This is a genomic window from Streptomyces sp. NBC_00258, assembly GCF_036182465.1.
GTDB lineage: Bacteria > Actinomycetota > Actinomycetes > Streptomycetales > Streptomycetaceae > Streptomyces.
Genome location: NZ_CP108081.1, coordinates 1,121,194 through 1,146,543, shown reverse-complemented (window position 1 = coordinate 1,146,543; position 25,350 = coordinate 1,121,194). Strand labels below are relative to the sequence as shown.

Genomic DNA, 25,350 nt, shown 5'->3' with positions numbered 1-25,350 from the left:
GAGGAGTTCGCCCGGCTGAGGGACCGGAGGCGGCGGGCGTCGAGCGGTTGGCCGTACTGACCGACTGGGAGTGGGAGCTGATGGCACTGGTTGCGGCTACTGCCGGGGGAGTAGCCGTTGACTCCCGCTGGCGGATGTCCGGTTCATCTGTGCTTCGTAGCGTCGTCGGCATGGTTGCAGCAGCCCCGTTCACTTACCTCGCCGGCGACGCGCTGCGGTCGGTAGCCTCGTCCACCACTTCGCGGGTGCCGTCACCGCCATGACCGGCCTGCTGCTACTGCCCTCCCTGCTCGGGCCGCTGTTCGGTGATGTCCAGCGCTGGGGCGCGGGCGTCCCCCGACGGCCGCGCTGCTGCAGCTCACAGACCGCGAATGCGACCGCACGGACGGTCGGCAGCCTCGGCCCTCGCCTATCTGCTCCGGGTCGCCGGCTACACGGCGGAGCCGCTCCTGCTCGCGGCCGGGGCCCTGCGCACGCGTGACGTATGACAACAGCCCACGTACGACCCGACCCGTATGAAAGGACCTTCGTCGTGCAGTGGAACTCTGCGCGTTTACGGCTGCTCCTCACCCTGGTGATCGCGGACCTCCTGCTCTTTGGGGGAGTGTCTGCCACGGCCGCCGAGGCGAGGGCCCCCGCGCGGCACGGTGCCCGGATCATCGCCGAGGAGCAGGCCGGTGAGCGTCTGGTCGATCTCACCGTCGCCTCGCCCGCGCTGGGGGGTACGGCCAAGGTCCGGTTGCTGACCCCGGACGGCTGGGAGCGGCGGGGGCCCGGCGAGACGTGGCCCGTTCTGTATCTCCTGCACGGCGGCTTCGAGCCGGAGACGTACAAGACCTGGACCCGTGAGTCCGACGTCGAGGAGCTGCCTCAGCTCCGGGATGTCCTGGTGGTAATGCCCGAGGGAGGCCAGGTCGGCTTCTACAGCAACTGGTGGAACCATGGCACCGGCGGCCCGCCCGCCTGGGAGTCCTTCCATCTGGACGAGGTGCGCCCGCTGCTGGAACGTCACTACGGTGCCGGGTCGCGGCGTGCGGTGGCGGGACTGTCGATGGGCGGCTTCGGCGCGGTCTCCTACGCCGCGCGCCGCCCGGGTCTGTTCCGCGCCGCCGCGAGCTACAGCGGGCCGGTCCATCTCCTCCACCCCCGGATGCGCGAGGTCTGGCCGCAGATGGAGGAGGCGTATGGCGGCGACCTGGACGCCCTGTGGGGGGACCGGGATGCCCAGCGTGCCATCTGGCAGGCTCACGACCCGCACCACCTGGCCCAGCACCTGCGCCACACCCCGGTCTACCTCTCGACCGGGGACGGCACCCCGGGACCGCTCGATCCGCCGGGCAGCGTCTACGACCCGGCGGAGGCCGTCATCCACGACCTGACCCGGTCCCTGGACACCCGGCTGCGGCGGCTCGGCGCCCCGGTCACCGGCCACTTCCACTCCGGCACTCACCATCCGGCCTACGGGGAGCGGGAGTTGCACCACTCCTTGCCGATGCTGCTGCACGCCGTGGGCGCGTGAACTCCGCAGCTGTCAACCCTGGGCGCGCTGAGGCTCTTCACCGCCCGGTCGTGTCGCGGGCCGGGGCCCATCGGCGAGTGGCGGTCTGGGGTGATCGTGCTGGTTGGCGGGCTTGGGTGTGCTCGGGCGGCAGAAGGAGTGAACGTGACCCACACCGCGGCGACTTGTCCGGCGAACGGTGGGCTTTGACTGAGCCCGTGGTCCCGGCTTGAGGCCCGCGCGTCCTTCGGGCATCGGCCGTCAGGGCGAGTGTGCGATGCGGGAGATCGGCAATGTGAATCCGTACCAGCCCCGGACCGGCTGCCAGTGGGACTTCCTGCCGCACGGAGCAGCCTTCTCGCGGACGGCGGTGGGTGGGAGGGTGCTTCGGGGTATCAGGTTCCGGGGCTGCGCCCGGGTACTGGGAGTGCCGTTCAGCGAGTGACGGCGTACATGAGCAGGACGATGAAGATCGCCAGGGCGCCGAGGGTGGCGCCGATGAGGGAGGGGCCGAAGTTCGTGGCGAGGCCCCGTTCGTTGTGCCAGACCCCCAGCACTCCCAGGAGGAGAGCGAGAAACCCGAGGGGTGCGGCGACGAAGTCACCGATGACAGGGATGAAGGAACCCGCGAGGGCGACAATGCCCATGGTGAGGGAAGTGTCTCCCGGGCGATTGCGGGGCACGGCCCCGCTGGGGCCGGTGTCCTGTTGTGGCATGCCGTCCTCTCGCGCCGGATTCCGGTACGTCCCTGACAGTCAGTGGGTGACGAACTGCTCGAGTCGAGCGAACTCTTGTGTGCAGTACAGCCTTTCATCTCCAGTATGTCCACAGGGAAGCTCTGCAGCGGTGGTCAACCTCGCGGGTGACGATGAGCATCATGACCGATTCGTTGGCCCCAGCCGATCAGGGGATCGTTTGATCTTTGACGCCGGTGGTCCAGTTGTCAGATGTCAGAAATCGGCTGCGGAGGCGAGGAGTCGTTGGCCAGTGCGGGCGAAGACTCCGACGAGGGTTCTGCTGCCGTGTTGTTCCAGGCTGAGCCGGCCTTGAGGGAGTCGAACACGGCCTCGCTCCACTGACGGACAGGGGCAAGGCGGCCGTGCCCTCGGCGAGGGGACGGGACCGGTGGCGCGACCGACCGGTCACTTCTTCCTGGCGTCCCACGAGCCGGCGCCGAAGGTGCGCAACAGGACGACCAGGGTGGCCCCAAGCCGCCAGTCCAGTCCCGGCGCGTGCAAATGCAGCTTGCTGCCGCGGGATCTGAACTCCAGGAGGATCTGCCCACCCGCGCGCCACTTGATGCGCCGGGGGCCGCGCGCGACACCCCCCTCATTGCCGGGCACACTGTCGAAAACGCTGAACACGAGGATCAGCAGCTGCATGGGCAACGACAGCCACCACATGCACCACCAGAAGATTCGGCCCTTGAAGCCCACTGCCTCAGGACCGCCCGGCTGAGTCACCGTCCAGCGGGTGCGCAGGCCCCTGCCACGGAGCGCCTTCTCGCGCACGAGCTCCGAGCGCCTGAAACGTCGCGACACCGCCGGTGGCTGACAAAGTCACCAGGGTGGCCACCCGCTCCCGGCGGTGCTCGTCGGCCCACAGGACGAAGGAGCGAGCGCCGCTGCTGCGGGCCGCGAGGTATGCGGGTATGCCGCCCGGCGGCAGTTCGCGCTCCACGTACGCGACCACCCGGGCCGGTCCCGATCCGTCGGAGAAGTCGACCCAGTCCTTGACCGGCGCCGGAGAGCCGTCGTGGACCCTTTCCTGGGAGGCTCTCATGGTCAGTACATTGCTCACCTGACATGCTCCTTCGTGCTTGGGCAGGTGCGGCGTGGGCGCGCAGCTTGTCGATCACGCGGTCCTGCACGGCGGCCAACGTGGCCAGTCCTCGTACGACGGCTGCGGCGACGAGCAGCAACCTGTCGGACCGTCAGCTCACGCGATCACCGAGGTCAACGGACCCCCGTGAAAGGACACGAGTCAGGGTCACCCGACACCGATCGACCGTCTCGGTCCAGCGAATGCACCCCTCAGTGTCGGGCGCCCAGGGGGTGATGCGTTCTCACATCCCGAGGCGGCCAGTGACCCCGCGAGAGTGCGCGACAGCGCGGAACTTCCGCCCACATGCCGCCTGGCCGCCGCGAAAAGGCCCGGATCTCGGGCCCCGGGCCTTTCGTTTCCCGAACGGGTCGCGCGGGCTCTGTGTTCACCTGACGCTGTCGTCGACCTTGAAGTTGTAATTGACCTGTTTGCCGTTGACCGAGGTGGCGGTGACGGTGACACCGAGGGTGTCGCTGCCGGCAGTGAGCTTGCAGCGAATCGTGGCGCCGACCCGGGCCGGGAGGTGCTCAGGGCAGGTGACCCGGTCGGGACGCTTGCCGGTGTCCGCGGCGAGCTTGTCGGAGATCGTCTGCGCGACTCGGGCCTTGTGGACGGCACCGTCCTCGCTGACGCCCGCGTTCCCGGGCTCCGCGGGATCGTCACCGACCGGCTGCTCCTCGGCCGTCGGTTGCTCGTCGACAGCGGCCGCGCTCTCGCTGGCCGTCGCCTCATTCTTCTTCTGCGCGTCGCCAATGCTGAAGGAGCATCCGGTGGCGAGAAGCACCGCCAGTGCGCCCAGTGCCGCCGCGGTCGCAATCCTCTTGCTACCCCTCGTGTGCTGCATTCCGTCCCCGTTTTTGTAGGTAATAAGACAAAGATTCAAGACTGCACATACACGTAAAAGGGATCAGCATGACCCGAAAGAGGTGCGGTCGCCCTGCGACGAACGCACCTCCCGTTACGCGGAAGTTCCCGCGACTTGGCGCCGACATCCCGGCGGCTCGCGCGGGGAGAGTGGAGATCAGGTCGCGGAGTGGTAATGCACCGCCAGGCGCGCCTGCCCCCGCTGGCGGCGACATGCCACTGCAGGGCAGGTGCCATTTAGTGAGGCTTCGAGAAGCCTTCATGGGCATTGCGCCATCCCCGGCCAGGGATGCGGACCGAACGGTCTCGAGTGATCACACCGGGGATCGGGCGGTGGATCAGCTGTTCGTCAGTTGCAGCTGATCCGCGCCCCGGTTTCCACGCTGTAGTTCGCCCACGCCATCGCGTCCCGCGTATTGGGGCCGTACTCGCCGTCCGCCGCGACACCCACCTTCCTCTGCACGGAGGTGAGCGCCGACTCGGTGAGGGCTCCGAAGACCCCATCCGTTGCCAGCTTGTATCCATAGCAGGAATTGAGGTTCTTCTGAAGGGCGCGGACTGCCGTGTTGCTCATCCCCCGGTCCAGCCAGCAATTGGACCAATCGCCGGTGACGTAGGGGATGTACTTGTAAGAGGTGGGGTTTGTGACTTTGTTGTAAACGTAACCCCCGTAGCTGCAAGGGGAGTCAGCCGCGGCCGCGGTCGCGGACGGCGCGCCGGCGAGAACGCTGCCGAGGAGGCCGGCCAGAAGGGCCCCCGTGGCCGTAGCCGACTTGGCGCGCCCGCTTCGGATGTTGATCAATTCTGCTCCACCTTCCGATTTTCGGGCGGATTGCCCGAGTTCCTGCAGGACGGGGCTGCGGTGCGACTGATGCAGCGTGAACTTATTGGGATCACTGGTCACCTGCGCAGGCAGGGGCACGGCAGGATCGCTTGCTTCGGATCTGATCTGGGATGGCCCTGCCAATGCCGACTGCCCAGGCGCATGAGTTAGAAAGCGAAAGTGAGGTTGTGCGCGCCCGCCGATGTCGGTTCCAGCCCCGTATGACGGGACATTAGTCCGGCCCGGTCGCTGAGTGTGCCGGTCGTTTGCCCCACAAGCTGTTCAGTCGTAGATCGGTTGGATGGCTGTAGTCCAGGGCGGCGGGGGTGGTGTGGGGGAGCGGCGGGTTCGATGGCAGGCGCGGGCACGGGCTCGGTGGCAGCGTCGTCCGCTGGAGGCAGTGCGGGCCGTGCAGGATCCGGTCGGGATGGGTGGCTGGGGCTGCAGGACGATGACGAGGCGGCGGACCTCGTAGACGGTGAAATGCAGGGGCGGGACGGAGCCGGTGGGGTCAACCTCGTCCCCCTGTGTGGCCGGCGGGCTGCGCCACCTCCTGACGCAAGTGCTCCGAGGCGTGGCGGCTCTACTCGCGCAGGGCCGCCGCGTCCTGGACGACAGACAAGAAACTGCGGCGGCCGGTTGGGCCAGGGTGATGTGCTGCTACCAGCCGCGACAGGAGCGCACCTCGCAGTCGGCCAGGCTGCAGGTGGACTTGGTCAGCTTGATCGCCTTCTCGGTTAGCCACGGGTGAGAACCCCATGGCGGTTGGACGCGACCTCCAGGAGGAGATCCTCCAGCCGGTAGGAGAACTCCTCGGTCCACTCCCCGTCCGTCACCACCGACGGCCCGTCCAGCAACTCCGCCTGCATGTAGGCGAGTTACCCGGACCGTGAGATCGCTGAAGTGCAGTCATCCAATCCATCCACGACCGATGAGAAGCAAGTACTCCAGTCGCAGATCTTGATCCGTCGGTCACAACCGGTCGGGCTCGGTCGCCAAGCCGGTGACCGAGCCCGACCTGGCCCTCGTGCCATGGAGTCGGGCGGGCGCTGGAGCGCGAGACGACCAGCTCCGATCCCCACAGGGAGGGTCTGCGGCTGAAGTAAGAGGAACAGCCGCGCTGGTTGATCCAGTCGGCGATCAGTCGGCGCTGTCGCTGGTGACCTTGATGGCGGCCCCGAGGTTCGGGGCAGCCCTCCTGGCGAGTTCGTCGGCATGGTCCCGATCCGAGCCCTTCGCCACGACGATGTTTACCGCCGATCCAGACACGGCATCGCGTCGCAGAGTCGCGCCGACGACCGGGTACTGGGCGAGCACCGCCTCGTACGCGGCGATCGCCTCGGCAGGGAAACGATCATTGAAGTCGGTCTCCACAAAGAGCCCTCCTTTGACCGTCAGGACAATCACGCCGGAGAGTGGCCGGTGCCGGTCGCCCTCGGCGTACATGTCCTTGAACACCGCCAATGCACCGGTGGCATCGACCGCGGTGACCTCGATCCGCCAGCGGTCGGTTGCTTCTCTCCAGGGCGCGTCATTGATGTCGGCGTCCGCCACCCGGTCATCGGCCGTCAGCGACCGCCACAGCGCCAGGACCTCTCTGGTGCGCCTCTCGTCCGCGACGACGGTGAAGGTGATGCCATCCACCGCGATCCGACCGGTGACCTTGTCGTGACGGGCGACGTACTCTCTCAACTTGCCCACGAGTTTCGTCACGCGGTCGGCCGAAGTGCCGTCCTTGAGGATCAGCGTGCCGGTCGACGTTCCCTTGAAGGGCAGAGTGTTGTTCTTGGTGGTGCGGATTTTCGCCACGTCCGGCGTACCGGCCCAGTTGTCTTCGAAATCCGCGGCGAGTGCCGTGCCCTTGTCGATGGCACAGCCGCTCAACGAAAGCGGGCCCAGCACGAACGCGATGATCAGTACCGGCCACCGCAGGGCGCTTCTTCTCAGTGTCGTCTCCTTGAAAGCGGGTGAGCAAACCAGGGTCGATCGCCAGGTTCTCCGGCGGTATTTCCGCGGCCATCTCGTCAATTCGTGGCGCCAGCAGGCAGATTGAGGCTCCACCTGCCAGCGCCTGGCCGAAATCGCGTGAACGGCCCGGAGTGCGCCGGCTGGTGGGCCGTTGGTCAAGTAGGTGGGGCGGCCGCCCCTGACGAAGAGCGTCCGGGACCGTCAGTTCCTGAAGTCCGGCCGTGGCCGACCGTTGTGGCGCAGCCGAAGCCGACGCCGGGGGTGCGAGCGCAGCACCGGATGGAGGTTCCAGCCCCGCTCCGAGGCGACGCGCAGGACGTAACCGGCGCCGGCGCCCCGGAAGTAGTGCGTTCCGAGTTCCAGGTCGCGGTGGTACTCGCGACGGTGCTGGGAGGTCTCCACTCGCCGGGTCTGCTTCTCGATGCGCCGGTCCACGCGCGCCTTGTAGTACGCCGTATCGCCCTCCCGCACCAGCGCCACCGGGGTCACGCACCAGAGTGGGACGAACGGCACCTGGCCCAGCGTGGCGTCCAGCACCCGTATCGCACCGTTCTCGGCACGCGGCACCATGTAGACGATCAGCTGGGCCACCGTGGCCACGCAGTAGAAGCAGGCAGCGAGGAAGACCCATACCACCCACCACAGCGGCAGGAACACCAGGGTCAGGGGGAGAAGGAGCAGCCAGCGCAGTGCGGCCGGGCGGACGGGAAGTGGCCCCCAGGAGGGGTCGTCGTATTCATGCACGGGTGGTGTCTTTCCCTCGTTCGCCATCGCTCGACGGTGCGCCCGTGAGCGTACGCCGGTGGCTGACCCGCACGGAGCGGCGGGCCGTGTCGGCCCCCGGCATGAGCATGGGTCCGGCCGGTGTCTCACTACTTCTTGACGGGCAGCCGCGGCATTGACTGATCACGAACGGCGGACAACGAATTCTTCAGGGCGAGTGGCTAGAAGCTGTAGCTGGCACAGCCGTTGCGCGTCCCGTCCTGCGTGTACCTCGCCCACTTCAGATTCCTGAACCCCTGCTCGCCGTACTGCCCGTCAACGGTGATCCCCTCTTGCCTCTGGGCGTACTTGAGGGCATCGCGCGTGGCCGACCCGAATACGCCGTCCACGGCAATGGAGCGCCCGTAGCACGACTTGAGGGCGAGCTGAAGAACCTCGACGCCGTTTCCAGTGCTGCCGTAGTCCATCCAGCAGCGCACGTTGTTGAGCCCGTCGTACCGAATCACCGGCACCTTGATCAACTGCGTGGAGGTAGCCGTGTAACTGATGGTTTGGCCGCCCGAGCAATGCCCGAGGTATGTCCACGCTGCCGCCGAAGGCGCGACGGCAATGGCGCCACCGAGGAGGCCGGCGGTAAGGGCGCCGGTCGCCAGAAGGGATCTGAACCGCTTGCCGAGACGAATGGACATGGTTGAACCTCTCATGAGGGAAGGAAGCGAACTGCCCGTGTGTCAGGCGCGCACTCGTACCCGCCTGGACGCGCGCCCGCCGAGGCCGGTGCCAGCCCCGTACGACGGGCACAGTAGCCCGGCCCGGTCGCTGAGTGTGACGGTCGTTCGCCCCACACAGAACGGCCGCCGCACACACCGGAATACACGCAACGCAGCGGACGAGACCGCCTCTCGTTCTCAGTGGGTGTTCTGTGGGTCTTCGTCTGATTTCAGTTTGAGTCGGTCTCTGGGGTGGTCGGTGGCAGCGGGGTGAGGGTGAACAGGCCGGGTTCGGGTTCGGTGAGGATGCTGCGGTTGACCAGGCGTTTCAGCTTGGCGCGCATGCCTTCGGTGTGCCGCGGCTCGGTTCCGGTGCCGAGGGTGCGACAGACGTCCCTGGCGCGCAGCCCGTCCCCGTTCCGCTCGAAGAGGGCCAGGATCTCGCGGTAGCCGGACGGCAGCGGCTCGGGCGGTGGGGTGCCGTCCTCGGTGGCCAGTTCCAGCACGGTCTCGCGGGTGGTCTCCAGCCGTTCCAAGGTGCACTCGGCGGCGGCGAGTTGCCCGGTGAGCTCGGCGATCTGCTTACGCAGCCGTTCGGCGGTCTCACGCACCAGCCGCTGCCGGGCCTCGATCTTGTCCAGGAGCTGTCTCACCGCCCGCTCCTGCTCGCCTGGGGTGCATCGCGCCAGGTCGGGGTGGCAGTGCGGGTGAGGCGGCGGAGCATGACGTCGGTCATGGACCAGTGGATCATCGCCACTGAGCTGGCCGGCAGGGTCTCGTAGTCGCGCACGAGTCTGCGGTGGAGCATGAGGGTGCCGAACGTCTGCTCCACTACCCACCGCTTCGGCTCCGGGGTGAACCCTCTTGCCCCGGGCTCGCGCTGGACGATCTCTATGCCGATGCCCAGGTCGGCGCCGTGCTCGACCACGGCCTGCTTGAACCCGGCATCCACCCAGCCCTTGGTCACTGTGGGTGCGGTGGCGGCGACCTTGTCCAGCAGGGCGATGCCGATCGCGTTGTCGTGCACGCTCGCGGCGACCACGACGACGGCGATGATCAGGCCGAGGACATCGGTGGCGATGCCTCGCTTGCGGCCCGGGCTCTTCTTGCCCGGATCCAGGCCGGTCGTGTCCTTTGGTGCGTTCGCCGAGGCCCGCACGGTCTGCGAGTCCAGGACGACGGCGGTGGGGTCCTCGTGCCGCTTGCGCATTTCGCGGGCCTGCCAGCGCAGCAGGTCGTGGATGGTCTCGGCGGTGCCGTCGTCGCGCCACTTGGCGAAGTAGTAGTACACCGCGCTCCTGGGCGGCAGGTCGTGTGGCAGGTAGCGCCACTGGCAGCCGGTGCGGGCCTGGTAGAGGATCGCGTTGACGATCTCCCGCATCGCGTACTGGCCCGCATGCCCGCTGACCGAGGGGTGCTTCGCCTTCCAGGCGGTGATGACCGGCCGGATCAACTCCCATGCCTCATCCGGCAGATCACTGGGGTACGACTCGCGCCCGCCCACGCCTTCCAGCAGAGCGCACCCCCGGCCGGCCGTGAAGCCCTGGAACCGGACAACCCGCACTCAAGCGCGACGAGAACCGCCGAACACTCGCAGAACACCCACTCAGGCGTGACCTTCGAGTTCGACTGCCGCTGCAAAGCTCGGGGCAGCCCGGTGGTCGTTCGGCAGCTGGCATCAGAAGGCCGGACCCCGACGCCTTCATCGCACCGAGCCGGGAGGCGAAGGGGTGCTCCACCTTGATCGTGGTCAACTACCCTTGTGTCTATGCGGGATGGGGGAGACGGGGGGAACGGGGATGGCGCCGCTGAGCCGATAGACCGCCCCAGGTCCAGCGAGCGCCTGGTGATCCTGGCCCTTGAGCGGTTCGGGGTGTGGCTCCGGTCCATCGTGGTCTGCCTGTGCGGTGCGCTGGGCATCGTCTCGGCGGATGCGGCGGACATTCCCCTGGCGATGTCTCTGCTGGTGCCCGCTTTCTTCGCCTGTGGTGTGCGCCTTTACTCGCTGCGTCGCCCGCGCATGTTCCCGCTCGCCCTGCTGTGGACGTTGGACGCGGCCGTGGTGGTGTTGACAGGGCTGTCTCAGCCGGTGATCGGCGGCGAGGCCGCGAATGTGATGGTGGAGGCGATGGTCGGCATCAGCGTCGTCGCCTTCCAGTACGAGTGGGCGACGCGACCGGTGGCCGGGGCTGCCCTGGCCGCGTTGGGGGCTGTCGTCTTCGTGCTGGGCGACGTCCTCTCCTCGCCCGGGCACAGCCCAGACTTGGTACCCCTGGTGCGCATGCTGATCCAGGTTGGCCTGTCGAGGGCTGCTTACCTCATCATTCGCGCGCTGGCCAGGGCGGCTGACCGGTCGGCCGCGGTCAGGGCGGCAGCGCGCCGGGAGATGGAAGTCGCCGCCGCACGCCGGGCGAACGAGCGCGAGTACCTGGCGACCCTGCACGACACAGCGAGTGCGACGCTGCTGATGGTCTCCCAGGGCGACGGCCGGGACTGGTCGTGGCTGCCTCCACGCGCCAGACAGGATCTGGAGGCCATGTCCGCTGTGCCCGGATTCGAGACGGGGAGCGTCGACCTCGCGGCTCTGCTCGGCTGTGTGCCCGAGGGCGAGGGACAGACCAGGGTGCGGCTCAAGACGCGCATCGACGGCCCGCTCGCGATTCCTTCCGGCCCTGGGCTCGCGATATTCAACGGGGTCCGGGAGGCCGTCACCAATGTGGCACGCCACGCCGGGGTGCGGGAGGCGGAGCTCAGGGCATGGACGGAGGGGGACGGCGCCGTCGTCGAACTGTCCGACGCGGGACGGGGTTTCGACCCGCAGTCCGTCCCCGCGCGGCGCCGGGGCATCTCCGGTTCCATCATCGCCAGGATGCACGCGGTCGGAGGCTCCGCTTCCGTCACCTCCCATCCGGACACCGGGACCCGCGTGCAGTGGCGCTGGCACGGCCAGGCCCGGGCGTCACAGGCAGGCGACGGAACACGGGCGACCGGCGTACCGCGTCCGCCCCGGGCCCAGGTACAGCACACAGCCGACGTCCGCTTCATCCGCGGGCGACTCCTTTACGGGACCCAACTGGCCGTGCTGCTGATCAGCCTGGTGTGGCAGTTCACCATCTCGCTGCGCCGCCTCGCGGTTCACCAGGACGTGTACCGCCCCGCGTGGGCACAGACGGCCGCCTTCGTCTGTCTTGCCGCGGTCGCGGTGATCGGGGGCGCCTATCTGCTGCGTGGCAGGCAGATTCCGCCGAGGGTGCGCTGGTGGAGCGTGGGCTCGGTGCTGGCCGTTTCGGCGGTATGCGCGTTCACGCTCCCGCCGGAGGTGTCGACAGGTGCGCCGGACTGGGCGTTCGGAGTGGTCGGCTGGCATGCGCTGTTCCTACTGGCAGACCTGCGGGTCAGGGTGTTCGCGGCATTCCTCGGGGCGCACGTGGGGCTCAACGCGACCGCTGTCTTCCTGTCCGGGGCGCCAACCGTCGCGCAGTGGGCCACCTTGGGGATCTCGACGATAGCCAGCTGTGGCTTCCAGCTCTCCGTCGGTGTACTGATGACGTACCTTCTCCACGGTACGGCGCCGGCGGCGGGGACCGCGGCCGCAAAGGAGGAAGAACTGCGTACCCGGGAACGCATCCAGGAGGACATGCAGCGTGATCACAAGGAGCGCTACCGCGCGCTGACGGCGACGACCGTGCCGCTGCTCGTGGGCCTTGGCCATGGTGTGCTGAGCCCGCACGACGAGGAGGTCAGGCTGCGGTGCGGAGTGGAAGCCGCCCGTATGCGCCGCCTGTTCGCGGAGAGCGATGCCGTCTTGGACCCGCTGCTGAACGAGTTGCGGGCGTGCGTCGAGGTGGCCGAGCACCGGGGGGTGACGGTGAGCCTGGCCGTACGAGGCCGGCCGGGTGAGGCGCCTGTGGAGGTACGCAGGGAACTGATCGACCCGGTGGCGGTGATTCTGGGCCGTACCCGCTCGACCGCGCGGGTGACTGTCGTGTGGACACCCGGCGCGGTGCGCGTGAGCGTGGTCAGCGAGGACTGCTCCGGCGGCCGGGGCACGGAAGAGGACGCTCAGGCGCACGGGCGTGCCACGAACGTGCAGGTGGACGTGGAGCGAACGATGCGTGGTGGAAGTGTGTGGGTGGAGGCCGGCTGGAGAAGACCGGCGGCCTCCGGAGTTGACCTCACATGAGTGACAACGCACCGGTCAGCGTGGTCGTCGTCGACGACCATCCCGCCATCCTCTCGGGCGTGGAGGCGTGGTACGCCGCATCACGGCGGCCCATCTCCGTGGTGGCGGCCGGCGACTCCGTACGGGAAGCCTGGACCGCGCCGGGCAGCTCGGCCGACGTCGTCGTCCTGGATCTGCAACTGGGCGAGGGCGGCCCCGCCTTCGGCAGCCTTCGAAGACTCGTCGACGCCGGGCGGCAGGTGGTCGTCTATTCGATGCGGGACGACGAGAAGACAGCGCTCAACTGCCTGGACCTGGGAGCCGCGACCTATCTGACCAAGAGCGAGGGCCGAGACCATCTGGTCGAGGCGACGCTGGCGGCAGCGGACGAGCGGCCCTACATGGCGCCCGCGCTGGCCGGCGCGCTGGGAGCGAATACCCGCGCCGACCGACCCCAGCTCTCAGTGCGCGAGGAGAACGTGCTCATCGAGTGGTTCCAGTCGGAGTCGAAGGAGTTGGTCGCGCAGCGTCTCGGGATCTCCGTACGAACGGTCAACTCGTATCTGGACCGGGTCCGCATCAAGTACGCGAACGTCGGCCGACCCGCGCGGACCAAGGCAAGCCTGGTCGCCCGCGCCATCCAGGACGGGCTGGTCGACGTGGACGACCTCTGAACGGGGACGGCACGCCGAGGCTGATCGTCTTCATGCGAGCGGCCACCCGCGCCGCACTCGCTCTCGGTGGTGTCGCCTGGCTCGCGTGTCTGCGGTAGCGGTGCTGAGGCCGATCCAGATTTTTTGGATTTCGGCGGTCTGCGGATGTCGAGAACGTGTCACTGGCTCCGTCCCAGGGACATCAGCGGCCACCACCGGCCGCACGAGGAAGAAGGAGAAACCAGCATGGCGATTCAGCGGATGGACAACGTAGGCATCGTCGTCGAGGACATGGATGCCGCCATCGCGTTCTTCGTGGAACTCGGTATGGAGCTGGAGGGCAGGGCGGAGGTTGCGGGCCTCGTCGCCGACCAGTGCACCGGACTCGACGGCGTCCGCTGTGACATCGCGATGGTCCGGACCCCGGACGGCCACAGTCGGCTCGAGCTGTCGAAGTACCACAGCCCCGCGGTGATCAGCGACGGGCCGCGCAACCGGCCGCACAACGTGCTGGGCACGCACCGCGTCATGTTCGCCGTCGACGACCTCGAGGACACCGTTGCCCGCCTGCGCCCTCACGGCGCCGAACTCGTCGGTGAGATCGCCCGGTTCGAGGACAGCTATCTGCTCTGCTACGTCCGCGGCCCGGAGGGCATCATCGTCGGACTGGCCGAGCAACTGCGCTGAGAAGGAGAAACCGAACCCCTCAGGGCCAGGTGTTGCGATCCCCTCCAGGACCCAAGCCGTCAAGCGGAGCCACGAACCGGAGTCAAAGCCAGTCCTTGACAGCTCCACCGCACCGGAGATGTTCGCGTGATCAAGCCGGACAGTGTCAACAACGCTCGTGATCAATACAGGCGCTTCTGTGCGTCCGTCGTCCCGGAGGCAGCGCCTCCGAGCGCAGGCAGCAGCTGTGGGCAACGGCTGTCGCGGCACGGGCGCTCGGGTCCGTGAGCGGTTCAGCGCGGCGGGCCGAGGATGACGCCGCCGTAGAGTTCGGATGCCTCCGCCAGCAGGGACTTGGGGATCTCGAAGCCGTCGGGGCGCGGGGTGCTGAGGTCGCGTCCGGCGTGGCGGAACATGCCCTCGATGCCGCCGGGCGTGGCGATCATCAAAAGGTCGGCGCGGGCGGAGGTGATGCGGTAGCCGTGCGGGATATTGCGGGGCAGGTAGACGATCCCGCCTTCGCTCAGTTCGTGTTCCTCTTCCCCGCACCACACCAGGGCCGTGCCCTTGATCAGCATGAACACCTCGTCCTCGCGGGTGTGTAGGTGGAACGGCGGGGCTTCGCCCCTGGCGACGTCGAAGCGGCCCACGGTCAGCTTGCCCTCGGTGGCTTCCTTGTCGAGCAGCACGGAGAACGTTCCCCCGTCGAGCCATTCGAGCTTCTGCTGCTGTTCGGGCTGCGCCAGATAGGCCATGGTCATCGGAGACCTCCAAGGAAACTCCGGCTTTGAGACCGGGGTGGAATCGGACACCTGCGGAGCGGGGCAATGGGTCGGAAATCGCCTTCCGGAGCGAATCCCGGTGCCCTGACTCGCAGGCCTGAACTTGACCGGTGATGCTGTGCGTTTGTGAGTGCGACCGCACACCGTGTGAAGCGGGCGTTCACCTCCGGTGAGGGAGGGACGCGGAGGGACATGGGTGGAGCAGGGGACGGTGTGGGCCACACACGACGCATGCGGATATCGCGTGGGTACGGACTGACTGGAGATGGAGATGACCGGCTGGTTGCAGGCGGCTGTGCGGGGCCGGCCCTCGCGGGTGGGGAGAGAGATCAGCCGACGGTGAGGACGAGCTTTCCGCGGCTGTGTCCGGCGTCGCTGGCCTGCTGGGCCTTGGCCGCGTCGGTAAGCGGGTAGGTCGCGCCGACCGTGATCGCCAGTGCGCCGTCGGCGGCCTGCCGGGCCAGTTCGGCCAGCCGGGAGGCCGAGCGGCGCGCCGGGCCCTCGGCGAAGACGACACCGAGTTCGCGGGCGCGGAAGTCGGCGGTGGTGACGATCCGGTCGGTGCCGCCGCGCAGGGTGATGGAGTCCTCCAGCGCGCCCTTGCCCGCGGCGTCGAGCACCGCGTCCACGCCGCCTGGGGCGAGCGCACGCACCCGCTCGACCAGACCCTCTCCATAGACCAGCGCGGTGGCGCCGAGCGAGGTCACGTACTCCTGGTTGGCGGGGCCGGCGGTGCCGATGACACGGGCGCCGCGGGCGACGGCGAGCTGGACGGCGACGGTGCCCAGCGCGCCGGACGCGCCGTGGATCAGCAGGGTCTCGGTGGCTTTGACGTCGAGCAGGTCCAGGACCCGGTCGGCGCCGTCGCTCGCCACCGGCAGTGCGGCTGCGCGCGTCCAGTCCAGGCCGGCCGGCTTGGGGGCGAGGACGGTCGCGGTGGCCAGCGCGTACTGGGCGTAGGAGCCGGTGTCGGACCAGCCCAGCACCTCGTCGCCCACCTGCAGCTGGTCGATGTCCTCACCGACGGCGTCGACGATCCCGGCGATCTCACCACCAGGGACGGCGGGCAGGGTGGTGGGGAAGATGGCTTCCATGATCCCGGAGCGGATCTTGCCGTCCACCGGGTTGACACCGACAGCCTGTACACGCACGCGGACCTGGCCGGGGCCGGGCTCGGGGATCTCGGTCTCCGCCTCGTGCAGGACCTCGGTGCCGCCGAACGTGTCGAAAACGATGGCTTTCATCACTGCTGTCTCCTTGATGAGCTGATCCGGTGAAATCAATGGGGTGGCTGAGCACCTAAAACGCGACGCCAGTCATGTGGCTGGCCAAATAACTGTTGGGTGGGCTCGTTCGTGGGCTGGAGCCGCGGAGTTTTGGGCCGTCACCCGGTCCGGAGCGGCGCCTGCTCACTGTTTTCCGCTGTTTCGATGACGTGGACGCACTGGTCGAGGGCGGCCACCATGTAGCGGCGCCAGAGCGGAGCGAAGGGGCCGGCGAGGATCCAGCGGCGGCCGGGCAGCGGCTTGAACTCGTAGGTCCAGCGGATGAGTGTGCCGTCACCGTCGGGGTTGACGTTGAACTCGCCCCGGATGCCGGCCGCGAGGCGGGAGAGGACGTTGGTGAAGCCGGTCAGCTGGTAGGCGAAGCTGGAGCCCGGTACGTACTCGGTGAGTTCTTCGTCGACTTGGGAGCCGTCGTCGAACTGCGGGCTTCTTCGCGAGCCCGCGTGGTCCCAGGCCTCGGTCTGGTTCTTCACGCTGCTGATGCCGGGGAACGGGGCCACCGGGCGGAAGACGGTGGGGAGATCGATGGGCGCCAGGATGCGGAAGGCGTCCGGGGGTGCCGTGCGGGTCCGCTGCTGGACGGTGACGGTGACGGTCTTGTCGGCCGGGCCGATGAGGAGCGTGGTCATGGTTCAGCTCTCCGTGTTGGTGGTGATGGGGAGGGTGGGGTAGTCGGTGTAGCCGCGGGTGGTTGCCGCCGTGGAAGGTGGCCGGGTCGGGCTCGTTGAGCAGGGCGCCCGTGCGGAGGCGGTGGGGAAGGTCGGGGTTGGCCAGTGCCGTGGCGCCGACCGAGACGACGTCGGCCAGACCGGAGTCGAGGTCGGCGAAAGCGGGTGCCGAGCGGGGTGCCGCCGCGGTTGACGATCAGCGCCGTTGACCACTGCCGGCGTATGCGCTGCAGGAATTCGTCGTCGCGGCCCTGGATGAGGTGCAGGTAGGCGATGCCGAGCGGGTCGATGGCGTCGAGCAGTGCCGGGTGGACGTCATGCATGTCGTGCTCGGTGATGTCGTTGTAGGGGTTGCCGGGAGAGATGCGCAGGCCCGTGCGGTCGGCGCCGATCTCGGCGACCACCGCGGACGTCACCTCGGTGGCGAAGCGGATGCGGCGGGCGACGGAGCCGCCGTACCGGTCGGTGCGCTCGTTGGCGTTGGAGGAGAGGAACTGGTGGACGAGGTAGCCGTTGCCGCCGTGGATCTCCACGCCGTCGAACCCGGCGGCGACGGCCGCCGCCGCGCGGCGGAACTCGTCGGACACACCGGCGATCTCGTCGGCGGTGAGGGCCCGGGAACGGGCATCTCCTGGAGGCCGGTGGCGGTGAACATGACGCCCTTGGGCTGTACGGCCGAGGGGGCCACGGGCGTGCGGTGGTGCGGGGTGTTGTCCGGGTGGGAGATACGGCCGGCGTGCATCAGCTGGACCACGATGCGCCCGCCCTCGGCGTGGACGGCGTCGGTGACTTTGCGCCAGCCCGCGATGTGCGCGTCGGTGTGGATTCCCGGCGCCAGCAGGTAGCCCTGACCGTCTTCGGACGGCTGGTGCCCTCGGTGATGATCAGGGCCATGGAGGCCCTCTGCCGGTGGTACTCGACATTGAGCTCGCTGGGAAGGCCGTCCGCCAGGGGGCGGTCACGGCGCATGGGCGCCATGACGAGCCGGTGCGGCAGTTGCATGGCACCGACGGTGACGGGGGCCAGACAGCCATGTGTGAGCCCTTTCTGCTGTAGGGGGATCAGCGCCGAAGGGTGGAGAGGGGCTAGAGGGAGGTGAGGGCGCGTACGCGGTCGGCGATGGCGCGGCGGGCGACATCGGTGGTGAAGGCGATGGAGTCGAACTCGTGCGGGACGCCGGGGTGGAGATGAAACTCCACGGGTACGCCGGCCCGGCTGAGTTTGAGGGCGTAGGCAAGGTCCTCGTCGCGGAAGGCGTCGAGCTGGCCGACCTCGATGTAGGCGGGAGGCAGACCGGTCGCATCCCCGAGGCGGGCCGGGGCGGCCGTGGCGGGTACGTCGGGCCCGCCCGCGGCGTCGCCGAGCAGGGCCGGCCACGCGGTGCGGCTGTCGTCGTAGGACCACAGCAGGTAGGGCTCGATGTGCGGGTCGGGCGTGGTGGTGCGGTCGTCGAGCATCGGCATGAGCAGGATCTGCCGGGCGATCTGCGGGCCTCCGCGCTCCCGGGCGAGGATCGACAGCGCCGCGGCCAGTCCGCCTCCGGCACTGTCGCCCATGACACCAATCCGCGCGGGGTCGACACCCAGGTCTTCCGCGTGCTGGTGCAGCCAGCGCAGGGCGGTGTACGCGTCCTCGACCGGTGTGGGGAAGGGGTGTTCGGGGGCTCGGCGGTATTCGACCGACAGCATCGGCACCCCGCTGGCGGAGACGTAGCGGGCAACTGCGCCGTCGAACAGGTCGATGTGGCCGAAGATGTAGCCGCCGCCGTGGAAGAACAGCGCGGCCGGACCGGCAGGGGCGTCCGTTTTGGCGTACCAGCGCATGGTGATCTTCGTGCCGTCGTCGGCGGTCGCGTAGTACTCGGTGGTCGTGACGTCGGGCGGGACCGGTTGGGCCGCCGAAGCGGCACCGATGATCGGTTCCCACATGGCGCGGCGCCCGACATGGCCTCGGCCATGGCGGCGAACGCGTGGGCGAACTCGGGGTCGAAACTGAGTGACATGACTGTCCTGCCTACTTGGTCGGTTGGGTCTGATCTGGTCATTCGTGGAATCAGCGGGCCCAGAAGTTCCGGGTTTGGTAGGCGAGGGTTTGCCGTTGGGCGGCTCAGCAGACCTGACCCTCTGGAATCCCGCGCCGGCTCGGCCGTCAATCGGGAGACGCGATACGTTCCACGTAATATGCTTCAGTTTTGAAGCGTTTGGTAAGGGCACTCCGGCTGCGAAGCGGCAGCAGGGTGAGAGGGCGGCGACTGTCGCTAGGGACCGACAGCGAACAGCATCTGCAGCTTGCCCCGGCTGGGGGAACCGGGTATGGCGGTGAAGACCAGCAGCTGCTGGCACTGCTCGGGATCCACCAGCATCTCGGAGTAGAGCTCCAGTTCCCCCAGCTCGGGGTGCAGGTAACGCTTGAGGTCGTGGTGATGCGTCACCCTCACCTCGTGCAACCGCCAGACCTCCGCGAACTCGGGACTGACATCGAGCAGAGCCGCGACGATCTCACCGGCCTTCCCCGTGGGATCGGCCGTGTAGGCGTCCCGGATCTCCGCGGCGAAGACCCTGCCCCGCCGCGGATGGTCCTCCACCGGATACAGGCCACGGACCTGCGGATCGCCGGTGAACCAGCGGTAGACCAGGTACCGGGAGAGGCCCGAGTAGCGGGTGAAGTCACCGAGCAGTGCGACCGCCGGAGGTGTCTGCAGGAGCGTCTCGCCGAAGCGCGACATCAACATCGCCGGCACGTTCAGGAGGCCGCCGACGATCCGCATCATCGCGGGACCGACATGATCATCTCGTATGATCCGCTGAGGTGCAGGGATGCCGCTGAGGGTGAAGAGGCGGTCGCGCTCGTTCAGGTTGAGCCGCATCGCCCGGGCGAGCGAAACGAGCATCCGCTCCGACGGGGCCGGACCACGCTGCTGCTCGATCCGGCTGTAGTAGTCGGCCGACATGCCGGCCAGCGCCGCCACTTCCTCGCGCCGCAACCCGCCGGTGCGGCGACGCTGTCCGCGAGGCAGCCCGACATCCTCCGGCTGCAACGCCTCACGACGCGCGCGGAGAAAATCTGCCAGCAACACCCGGTCCATCGTCCGACCTCCTCTGTTTGACAAGCCCATCCTGGCGCGGACGGGAGAGCGGATGAAGGGCCACTTCATCAGGGGACGAATTGTCCGTGGCTGGGCCGACAGCGGTGCACAGGGACAGCCGGACGGCCCTCATCCGCCCCCGGGCGGCATGCCTCATGCCGGACGCGGCCCAGTCTGCTGGAGGGCGGACAGGTAGGACTGGACGCCCATGGCCATGGTCGGCACGTGCTCGCGCATCAGCCGCTGGAAGTGGGGCGCGGTCGCGGAACGGTGGTCCACGGTGAACTCCCCGGCCAGGGAGAACCAGGTGACCGGGGAGGCGCCGGCCTGCACCATGCGCTCGACCGCGACCGCGTGGGTTTCGGCTGTCAGGCTCGCTGTGGCATCCACGACCAGGTAGACCTCGTAGTTCTCGCGCAGCGCGCCCAGCACAGTCTGCAGGACACATCCCTCGGTGGACACCCCCGCGATGGCGAGCTTGCGGCGCCCGGTCTCGCGTACGGCTCGTGCGAATTCCGCGTCCAGAAAGCCGTTGAAGTTGCCGCCCCGCTCGACCACGGGGTGGTCCCCGATCGTCTCCTTCAGCTGCGGGTAGAGCGGTCCGGACGGCTTGTCGGGCCGGCCGTTGGTCACGACCAGGCCGCTTCCGTACCACAGGGCTGTCTTTGCCAGTCCGGCCACGTTGTTGATGTGCTCCGCCGTGTCGTGCGACCGCAGCACGTTGGCGAACCCGACGGCGTGGTCCACCAGGACAATCGTGGTGTTCTCGGGGGTCAGTGGTTCGAGGTTCACGAGGTGCTCCGATGGCTGGCGACGGCACTGATGACCGTCGCGGCATGAGTGGATGCAACGTTGTCGATGACCGCTGTGCGCCGGGTCGACGAGTGCGGAGAACCGGATCAGTGAACGACGGGATCCTGATGCGAGTGAGGCGGCCATCTTGCAGGCCGGACGCTCCGCGTTCCCCGAACGCGAAGACAGCCGCGCCATCATCCGGGAGATCGCCCGGCGGGCCGGCGTCGCCTGCGGCCTGGTGATGTGGAACTGTCCATCGAAGGAACAGCTGGTCATCGTCTCGATGCCCAGAGCCGCCGGGCCTGTCCGAGCGTCCCAGGGCTGCGTCGCGCGCAGGGGGCAGACTGACGGCAGCACGCTGTGAAGGGCGCTGCTGCCTAGGCGAGCGCGGCGGGGGGAAGGACGATGACCTTTCCGGAGATCGGGCCCGCGGCGGCTTCGGCGTGCAGCGCCGGCAGGTCGGCCAGTGGCACCCGCCTGGCGATGTCGACGCGCAGCTTGCCGGAGTCGACCAGTGCCACCAGCTGCGCCAGCTGGGCGGCGTCACTGTTGACGAAGAGGTTGATACCGCGCACGCCGCGTTCCTCGTCGGACGGAGCGGGCATCCACACCGTCGTGTTCACCACGACACCGCCGTCGCGGACCACACCGGCCAGCGCGGCCAGCTGTGCCGGATCGACCGGCGCGAGGTTGAGCACGACGTCGACCGGCTCAGCCAGTTCGGGAAGGCCGTGGCCGAGAACTTCATCGGCGCCGGCCGCCTTGACACGCTCGCTGCTGCGCGGCCCGGCCGTGGCGATCACGTGGGCGCCGGCGTGCTTGGCCAGCTGTACGGCGTAGCCGCCGACCGAGCCGCCCGCGCCGTTGATCAGCACGCGCTGGCCGCCGGTCAGCCCGGCGTGGTCGAAGAGGGCCTGCCAGGCGGTAAGGCCGACCAACGGCACCCCGCCGGCATCGACCAGCGGAATGCTCGTGGGCGCCGACGTCAGGATCCCAGTCGGTGCGAGGACGTATTCCGCGGCCGCGCCGGCGCCGGTCATCGGCAGGAATCCGACAACCCGGTCACCAACCTCGACGCCGTCCGCGTTCTCGCCCAGCGCGTCGACCGTGCCGGCGACGTCGATGCCGGGGGTGTGAGGCAGAGCCACCGGGATGGGGCCCTGCATGAAGCCGGCACGGATGTTGCCGTCGACCGGGTTGAACGATGTCGCAGCCACCCGGATCCGAACCTCTCCGATGCCGGGGACCGGCTGTTCCACCTCCTCGTAGCGCAGGACGTCCGGGGTGCCGTACTCGTGGAAACGCACTGCCTTCATGGCATGCCTCAACTTTCACAATGCGGGAACGAACTGATTCAGATTTGAATCAATTTGTGGTTGGAGCACGCTTCGGCTTCGAAACGATGCTCAGAGGGGTGAGAGAGTCGAAAACCGCTAACGGGCGACAGCGGCCAGGAGCTGGAGCTTGCGATGGCTCGGGGAGCCGGGCGTGGCGGTGAAGACCAGCAGCTGCTGGCACTGCTCGGGATCCACCAGCATCTCGGAGTAGAGCTCCAGTTCCCCCAGCTCGGGGTGCAGGTAACGCTTGAGGTCGTGGTGATGCGTCACCCCCACCTCGTGCAACCGCCAGACCTCCGCGAACTCGGGACTGACATCGAGCAGAGCCGCGACGATCTCACCGGCCTTCCCCGTGGGATCCACCGTGTAGGCGTCCCGGATCTCCGCGGCGAACACCCTGCCCCGCAGCGAATGATCCTCGGCGGGGTACAAGCCGCGGACCTGCGGGTCATGAGTGAACCAGCGGTAGACCAGGTACCGGGACAGACCCGAATACCGGGTGAAGTCACCGAGCAGCGCAACCGCCGGACGCGTCTGCAGCAACGCCTCACCGAACCGTGACAGCACGATGGCGGGCACGTCCGAGAGGCCGGCGACGATCCGCATCATCGTGGGACCCACATGGTCATCACGCACGATCCGCCGGGGTGCCGCGATCCCGCCGAGGGTGAAGAGATGGTCACGCTCGCTCAGGCTGAGCCGCATCGCCCGGGCCAGCGCGACGAGCATCCGCTCCGAGGGCGCCGGACCACGCTGCTGCTCGATCCGGCTGTAGTAGTCGGCCGACATGCCGGCCAGCGCCGCCACTTCCTCGCGCCGCAACCCGCCGGTGCGGCGACGCTGTCCGCGAGGCAGCCCGACATCCTCCGGCTGCAACGCCTCACGACGCGCGCGGAGAAAATCTGCCAGCAACGCCCGGTCCATCGTCCGCCCCCCTGTTCGACACACCCATCCTGGCGCGAACCGAGAATCAGATGAAGGCCCACTTTAACCGCGGACAAGTTGTCCCTGGCTGGGGTTCAGTCGGCTCGCCCGGGCCTGCGCATCTGCTTGTCGGACAGGTACCGTCCCCAACACCCGGACCACTGGCTCGAGACCTACCGGAGCGGCAGGGTGAGCTGCCCCGAGTTTCGTAGAGTGAAACGGACTGTCCCGAGTTGGGTGGATTTGAATTACTTGGTTTCACCCACCGCGGCGGATCGCTGAGCGGCGCGAGAGCTCCATGTGGCGGCGCCGCCACATGGACCAATCCTGTTGCCCTCGCCAGGCGGTTCGGTTGATCCGTCAGAGAGCGGGAAGACGCAGCCCAACATCAAATGCGCGTCCCACGGCGAGAGACTGGAGTGCACGATGGGTACCGAGCCACCCAGAGACGACGCCAGCAAGGTCTGCCCAGAAGCCGTCGAAGTTCTCACGGCCCGCTTCGACGGGGAGATCGGTAACATCGCCGACGCCCGTCTGGCAGCAGGGCTGTTCCTCGATACCCTCCAGCCTCATGATCCGCCGATGAGCCCGGCGAGCCGGGGCAATATCCTGCTGGTGGTCACGGAACTGGCGGCCAACGCGATCCAGTACGCGCCTGGGCCCTTCAGCGTGCGCATGCACCGCACTTTCGAAGACGTGCAGGTGACCGTACGCGACAAGAACCCCATCGAGCCCACGCCTCGGCCATGCGACCTGGTGCGTGGAGTCGGCGGGCGCGGCTGGCCTCTCATCCACGCGCTTTCTCGCCAGGTCAGCGTCCTGCATGATCCGGGTGGCAAGAACATCCATGCGCTCATGTCGTGGTGAGACCTACGAAGGTAGGAAAGCCCTTAGCAGGGGCCCATCATGCGCTCATCCGTGAATCGGCGTCTGGAAGCCGCTGCGGGCCCGGCCCTCGAATGGACGCTGTTGGTCTCTTCCGCCGGGCAACGTTGACCGCGGCTCCGGTAGCGGGATCCGCGCAGGCCGCAGCGCGTGCAGGTACGCGCCGTGGGGGCCCGCACCGCGCGGTCTCGAGCCCACGTAATCGACGCGCTAGCGGAAGGTGTCGATCGCGGTGTGCACCTCCTGCGCACGCTCCCACTCACCGTGTGCGGTCTGCGGTCCCGCTTCTTGGGCCGCGAACCATCAGAACGGCCATGGTAATGGCGCAAATTCCACAGACAACGCCACACACAAGCAGGGCTTCGGCGTAGTCGGCGGGCGTCCGTTTCGTGATCACTTGAGGCCGAGCAGGGCGAGCGGGCGGTCCGCGTTGCGGGCGTTGTGTCGCAGAGCTGCGGCGATGTTGGTCGCGCCGGCGAGCCGCAGGGCGCCGATGGCGAGGTTGCGCCAAGTAGCCATCGCCCGGGGCGCGTTGCCGGTTCGCAGCTGTGAGGCGTCTTCGGCGAACGTGGTGTCTCTGACGTGGTGCAGGGCCTCGATCTGCCAGTGATCACGGATCAGGGTCGCCAACTGGGCGGGGCCGGCTTGCTCAGCGGTGAGGCTGGTGACGGCGTAAACGGTCTTGATGGTGGTCCTGCCGGTCTTGCGGTCGGTGCGACGGCGCTTGATCTGCACGGCCTGCCGGGCTCCGGGGAAGAGCAGGCTGTTGACCGTGACCACCTTGATCCGTCGGGTCTCCGAGCGTCCGTGGCCGATGCCCCGCACGCGGCCCTGCAGCGGGATCTCTGTCCACGGAAGGGATCTGAGCTGCTTGCGGAGCTTCTTCTGGTTGCCCTTGACGATCACGATGTAGTGGGCGTCACGGCCGAGAAGGTAGTCGGCGTGCTCGCGTTGGGCGTGCATGGCGTCGCTGGTGACGACCACCCCGGCCAGGTCGTCCATGGTCTCCAGCAACGGCTGGAAGCAGGTGATCTCGTTAGTCTTCTCGCCGACGTCCAACTGGGCCAGGACCAGGCCGGTGGTGTGATCCAGGGCTGCAAGCAGGTGGATCTTGCGGCCCTTCGCTTTGGCCGCTCCGCGAAGGCTCTTGCCGTCGACCGCCAGGCCGCGCAGCCGGCCCCGGGTTCGGTTGCGGCGGTCGGCGAGCCAGCGGCCGACCGCCAGGTCCAATGCGTCGCCGTCGATCCGGGCCAGCAGTCGTCGGACCGTCGTTTCCGCAGGCAAGGACCGTTTGGGGAACAGGGGGTCGAGTCGCACGCCGACGTGTTCCAGTACGTGGGGCGGAGCGTCGGTGATCCATTCGCCGACCGCCAGCAGCGACGTTGCCCCCGCCAGCACCGCGCACGCGGCCAGGGCAAGGACGCCCACCAGAGCGTGGCGCACTCCACGGGGATCACGCGGATCGGGCACCTGTGCAAGGCGGCCCAGCAGTCCGGGCACTTCTTCCGGCGCGACCTCTGGATGCTCGCGGAGTTGGTCAAGGGCAGGCGGGATCAGCGATGATGCTTCGGCAGGCACGGTCTTCCAGGCAGGTCACGGGGCGTCGAGAACTCCATGATCTTGGAAGCCGTGCCTGTTCCGCTCTCCCTGGCGGACCGTCATGAACCGGATACCCGGCGACTACGCCGAAGCCCTGG

The 25,350-nt window shown here is 68.2% G+C and carries 27 protein-coding genes and 3 pseudogenes; 7 read left to right on the top strand and 23 right to left on the bottom strand.

All coding sequences use genetic code 11. The annotated features are described in order from the left end of the window. Window positions 1–532: 532 nt before the first annotated feature. Window positions 533–1,519 carry an alpha/beta hydrolase gene (locus tag OG718_RS05480; RefSeq protein ID WP_328843439.1) on the top strand — a complete coding sequence of 329 codons (987 nt, stop codon included), beginning with the start codon at window positions 533–535 and terminating at the stop codon, window positions 1,517–1,519. Between the two features lie 413 nt (window positions 1,520–1,932). Here the strand turns inward: OG718_RS05480 and OG718_RS05475 are convergent, their stop codons facing one another. The 4 genes and pseudogenes from OG718_RS05475 to OG718_RS05460 form a co-directional block, all read right to left on the bottom strand. Further along, a complete protein-coding gene (locus tag OG718_RS05475) occupies window positions 1,933–2,145 on the bottom strand; it encodes a hypothetical protein (protein WP_223065018.1) in 213 nt (70 codons plus the stop codon). Window positions 2,146–2,401: 256 nt separating this feature from the next. Beyond that, window positions 2,402–2,600, bottom strand: a pseudogene (locus tag OG718_RS54370) (IS982 family transposase); the annotation flags it as partial. Between the two features lie 40 nt (window positions 2,601–2,640). Continuing rightward, window positions 2,641–2,880: a hypothetical protein gene (locus tag OG718_RS05465; protein WP_328843438.1), complete on the bottom strand. Its 240-nt coding sequence runs from the start codon at window positions 2,878–2,880 to the stop codon at window positions 2,641–2,643. A 58-nt stretch (window positions 2,881–2,938) separates the two neighbouring features. Further along, entirely contained in the window at window positions 2,939–3,298 is a 360-nt protein-coding gene (locus OG718_RS05460; RefSeq protein WP_328843437.1) for a hypothetical protein, read from the bottom strand. Between the two features lie 34 nt (window positions 3,299–3,332). Between OG718_RS05460 and OG718_RS05455 the strand changes: the two genes are divergently transcribed. Next, window positions 3,333–3,470 carry a hypothetical protein gene (locus OG718_RS05455; protein ID WP_328843436.1) on the top strand — a complete coding sequence of 46 codons (138 nt, stop codon included), beginning with the start codon at window positions 3,333–3,335 and terminating at the stop codon, window positions 3,468–3,470. Window positions 3,471–3,707: 237 nt separating this feature from the next. Here the strand turns inward: OG718_RS05455 and OG718_RS05450 are convergent, their stop codons facing one another. The 8 genes from OG718_RS05450 to OG718_RS05415 form a co-directional block, all read right to left on the bottom strand. Continuing rightward, the gene (locus tag OG718_RS05450) at window positions 3,708–4,166 is read right to left on the bottom strand and encodes a DUF4333 domain-containing protein (protein ID WP_328843435.1); all 459 of its coding nucleotides are present in this window, start codon (window positions 4,164–4,166) and stop codon (window positions 3,708–3,710) included. A 369-nt stretch (window positions 4,167–4,535) separates the two neighbouring features. Then, entirely contained in the window at window positions 4,536–5,090 is a 555-nt protein-coding gene (locus OG718_RS05445; RefSeq protein ID WP_143644389.1) for a peptidoglycan-binding domain-containing protein, read from the bottom strand. A 656-nt stretch (window positions 5,091–5,746) separates the two neighbouring features. Continuing rightward, window positions 5,747–5,878 (bottom strand): hypothetical protein, encoded by a 132-nt coding sequence (locus OG718_RS05440; protein WP_260695886.1) that lies wholly within the window; start codon window positions 5,876–5,878, stop codon window positions 5,747–5,749. Window positions 5,879–6,149: 271 nt separating this feature from the next. Next, on the bottom strand, window positions 6,150–6,911 hold the full coding sequence (locus tag OG718_RS05435; protein WP_143644388.1) for a hypothetical protein: 762 nt from the start codon (window positions 6,909–6,911) through the stop codon (window positions 6,150–6,152). 267 nt (window positions 6,912–7,178) lie between these two features. Continuing rightward, entirely contained in the window at window positions 7,179–7,748 is a 570-nt protein-coding gene (locus tag OG718_RS05430) for a hypothetical protein (protein ID WP_306935360.1), read from the bottom strand. A 173-nt stretch (window positions 7,749–7,921) separates the two neighbouring features. Continuing rightward, entirely contained in the window at window positions 7,922–8,389 is a 468-nt protein-coding gene (locus tag OG718_RS05425; protein WP_186001565.1) for a peptidoglycan-binding domain-containing protein, read from the bottom strand. Window positions 8,390–8,640: 251 nt separating this feature from the next. Next, on the bottom strand, window positions 8,641–9,063 hold the full coding sequence (locus OG718_RS05420; protein ID WP_328843434.1) for a hypothetical protein: 423 nt from the start codon (window positions 9,061–9,063) through the stop codon (window positions 8,641–8,643). After that, window positions 9,060–9,914 (bottom strand): IS5 family transposase, encoded by an 855-nt coding sequence (locus OG718_RS05415; protein ID WP_328843433.1) that lies wholly within the window; start codon window positions 9,912–9,914, stop codon window positions 9,060–9,062. The genes OG718_RS05420 and OG718_RS05415 overlap by 4 nt, the downstream gene beginning before the upstream one ends. Before the next feature lie 342 nt (window positions 9,915–10,256). On the opposite strand from OG718_RS05415, the gene OG718_RS05410 reads away from it, so the two are divergent. The 3 genes from OG718_RS05410 to OG718_RS05400 all read left to right on the top strand — a co-directional run bounded on the left by OG718_RS05410 (window position 10,257) and on the right by OG718_RS05400 (window position 13,912). Then, window positions 10,257–12,593, top strand: a complete 2,337-nt coding sequence (locus OG718_RS05410; protein WP_143644433.1) for a sensor histidine kinase — start codon at window positions 10,257–10,259, stop codon at window positions 12,591–12,593. Beyond that, window positions 12,590–13,246, top strand: a complete 657-nt coding sequence (locus OG718_RS05405; protein WP_328843432.1) for a response regulator — start codon at window positions 12,590–12,592, stop codon at window positions 13,244–13,246. Before OG718_RS05410 ends, OG718_RS05405 begins: the two co-directional genes overlap by 4 nt. Window positions 13,247–13,471: 225 nt before the next feature. Further along, window positions 13,472–13,912 carry a VOC family protein gene (locus OG718_RS05400; RefSeq protein ID WP_143644385.1) on the top strand — a complete coding sequence of 147 codons (441 nt, stop codon included), beginning with the start codon at window positions 13,472–13,474 and terminating at the stop codon, window positions 13,910–13,912. A 272-nt stretch (window positions 13,913–14,184) separates the two neighbouring features. Here OG718_RS05400 and OG718_RS05395 read toward each other — a convergent pair whose 3' ends face one another. The 10 genes and pseudogenes from OG718_RS05395 to OG718_RS05350 form a co-directional block, all read right to left on the bottom strand. Further along, entirely contained in the window at window positions 14,185–14,652 is a 468-nt protein-coding gene (locus OG718_RS05395; RefSeq protein WP_143644384.1) for a cupin domain-containing protein, read from the bottom strand. Window positions 14,653–15,002: 350 nt separating this feature from the next. Then, a complete protein-coding gene (locus OG718_RS05390; RefSeq protein ID WP_328843431.1) occupies window positions 15,003–15,917 on the bottom strand; it encodes an NADP-dependent oxidoreductase in 915 nt (304 codons plus the stop codon). A gap of 140 nt (window positions 15,918–16,057) precedes the next feature. Continuing rightward, window positions 16,058–16,588 carry an SRPBCC family protein gene (locus OG718_RS05385; RefSeq protein ID WP_143644382.1) on the bottom strand — a complete coding sequence of 177 codons (531 nt, stop codon included), beginning with the start codon at window positions 16,586–16,588 and terminating at the stop codon, window positions 16,058–16,060. After that, window positions 16,585–17,427, bottom strand: coding sequence for an oxidoreductase (locus OG718_RS05380; protein ID WP_328847689.1), 843 nt, complete (start codon window positions 17,425–17,427; stop codon window positions 16,585–16,587). The genes OG718_RS05385 and OG718_RS05380 overlap by 4 nt, the downstream gene beginning before the upstream one ends. After that, window positions 17,382–17,596 (bottom strand): annotated as a pseudogene (locus OG718_RS05375) (oxidoreductase); the annotation flags it as partial. The gene OG718_RS05380 and the pseudogene OG718_RS05375, both read right to left, overlap by 46 nt. A 116-nt stretch (window positions 17,597–17,712) precedes the next feature. Next, window positions 17,713–18,555 (bottom strand): alpha/beta hydrolase, encoded by an 843-nt coding sequence (locus OG718_RS05370; RefSeq protein WP_328843430.1) that lies wholly within the window; start codon window positions 18,553–18,555, stop codon window positions 17,713–17,715. 329 nt (window positions 18,556–18,884) lie between these two features. Continuing rightward, window positions 18,885–19,712: a helix-turn-helix transcriptional regulator gene (locus tag OG718_RS05365; RefSeq protein ID WP_328843429.1), complete on the bottom strand. Its 828-nt coding sequence runs from the start codon at window positions 19,710–19,712 to the stop codon at window positions 18,885–18,887. 153 nt (window positions 19,713–19,865) lie between these two features. Further along, window positions 19,866–20,504 (bottom strand): isochorismatase family protein, encoded by a 639-nt coding sequence (locus OG718_RS05360; protein WP_328843428.1) that lies wholly within the window; start codon window positions 20,502–20,504, stop codon window positions 19,866–19,868. Window positions 20,505–20,884: 380 nt separating this feature from the next. Further along, window positions 20,885–21,823 (bottom strand): NADP-dependent oxidoreductase, encoded by a 939-nt coding sequence (locus OG718_RS05355; RefSeq protein WP_143644377.1) that lies wholly within the window; start codon window positions 21,821–21,823, stop codon window positions 20,885–20,887. Window positions 21,824–21,940: 117 nt separating this feature from the next. Continuing rightward, window positions 21,941–22,768, bottom strand: coding sequence for a helix-turn-helix transcriptional regulator (locus tag OG718_RS05350; protein WP_328843427.1), 828 nt, complete (start codon window positions 22,766–22,768; stop codon window positions 21,941–21,943). A 426-nt stretch (window positions 22,769–23,194) separates the two neighbouring features. Between OG718_RS05350 and OG718_RS05345 the strand changes: the two genes are divergently transcribed. Beyond that, window positions 23,195–23,635, top strand: a complete 441-nt coding sequence (locus tag OG718_RS05345) for an ATP-binding protein (RefSeq protein ID WP_306935355.1) — start codon at window positions 23,195–23,197, stop codon at window positions 23,633–23,635. A gap of 570 nt (window positions 23,636–24,205) precedes the next feature. On the opposite strand, the pseudogene OG718_RS05340 reads toward OG718_RS05345, so the two are convergent. Further along, window positions 24,206–25,081, bottom strand: a pseudogene (locus tag OG718_RS05340) (ISAs1 family transposase); the annotation flags it as partial. 6 nt (window positions 25,082–25,087) lie between these two features. On the opposite strand from OG718_RS05340, the gene OG718_RS05335 reads away from it, so the two are divergent. After that, window positions 25,088–25,216 carry a hypothetical protein gene (locus OG718_RS05335; protein ID WP_328843425.1) on the top strand — a complete coding sequence of 43 codons (129 nt, stop codon included), beginning with the start codon at window positions 25,088–25,090 and terminating at the stop codon, window positions 25,214–25,216. Window positions 25,217–25,350: the final 134 nt, after the last annotated feature.

Bases quoted from the DNA above. Each gene is read 5' to 3' on its own strand.
- OG718_RS05475 (WP_223065018.1), bottom strand. From the start codon at position 2,145: ATGGGCATTGTCGCCCTCGCGGGTTCCTTCATCCCTGTCATCGGTGAC.
- OG718_RS05465 (WP_328843438.1), bottom strand. From the start codon at position 2,880: ATGCAGCTGCTGATCCTCGTGTTCAGCGTTTTCGACAGTGTGCCCGGC.
- OG718_RS05450 (WP_328843435.1), bottom strand. From the start codon at position 4,166: ATGCAGCACACGAGGGGTAGCAAGAGGATTGCGACCGCGGCGGCACTG.
- OG718_RS05440 (WP_260695886.1), bottom strand. From the start codon at position 5,878: ATGCAGGCGGAGTTGCTGGACGGGCCGTCGGTGGTGACGGACGGGGAG.
- OG718_RS05430 (WP_306935360.1), bottom strand. From the start codon at position 7,748: ATGGCGAACGAGGGAAAGACACCACCCGTGCATGAATACGACGACCCC.
- OG718_RS05425 (WP_186001565.1), bottom strand. From the start codon at position 8,389: ATGTCCATTCGTCTCGGCAAGCGGTTCAGATCCCTTCTGGCGACCGGC.
- OG718_RS05405 (WP_328843432.1), top strand. From the start codon at position 12,590: ATGAGTGACAACGCACCGGTCAGCGTGGTCGTCGTCGACGACCATCCC.
- OG718_RS05400 (WP_143644385.1), top strand. From the start codon at position 13,472: ATGGCGATTCAGCGGATGGACAACGTAGGCATCGTCGTCGAGGACATG.
- OG718_RS05395 (WP_143644384.1), bottom strand. From the start codon at position 14,652: ATGACCATGGCCTATCTGGCGCAGCCCGAACAGCAGCAGAAGCTCGAA.
- OG718_RS05390 (WP_328843431.1), bottom strand. From the start codon at position 15,917: ATGAAAGCCATCGTTTTCGACACGTTCGGCGGCACCGAGGTCCTGCAC.
- OG718_RS05385 (WP_143644382.1), bottom strand. From the start codon at position 16,588: ATGACCACGCTCCTCATCGGCCCGGCCGACAAGACCGTCACCGTCACC.
- OG718_RS05370 (WP_328843430.1), bottom strand. From the start codon at position 18,555: ATGTGGGAACCGATCATCGGTGCCGCTTCGGCGGCCCAACCGGTCCCG.
- OG718_RS05365 (WP_328843429.1), bottom strand. From the start codon at position 19,712: ATGGACCGGGTGTTGCTGGCAGATTTTCTCCGCGCGCGTCGTGAGGCG.
- OG718_RS05355 (WP_143644377.1), bottom strand. From the start codon at position 21,823: ATGAAGGCAGTGCGTTTCCACGAGTACGGCACCCCGGACGTCCTGCGC.
- OG718_RS05350 (WP_328843427.1), bottom strand. From the start codon at position 22,768: ATGGACCGGGCGTTGCTGGCAGATTTTCTCCGCGCGCGTCGTGAGGCG.
- OG718_RS05345 (WP_306935355.1), top strand. From the start codon at position 23,195: ATGGGTACCGAGCCACCCAGAGACGACGCCAGCAAGGTCTGCCCAGAA.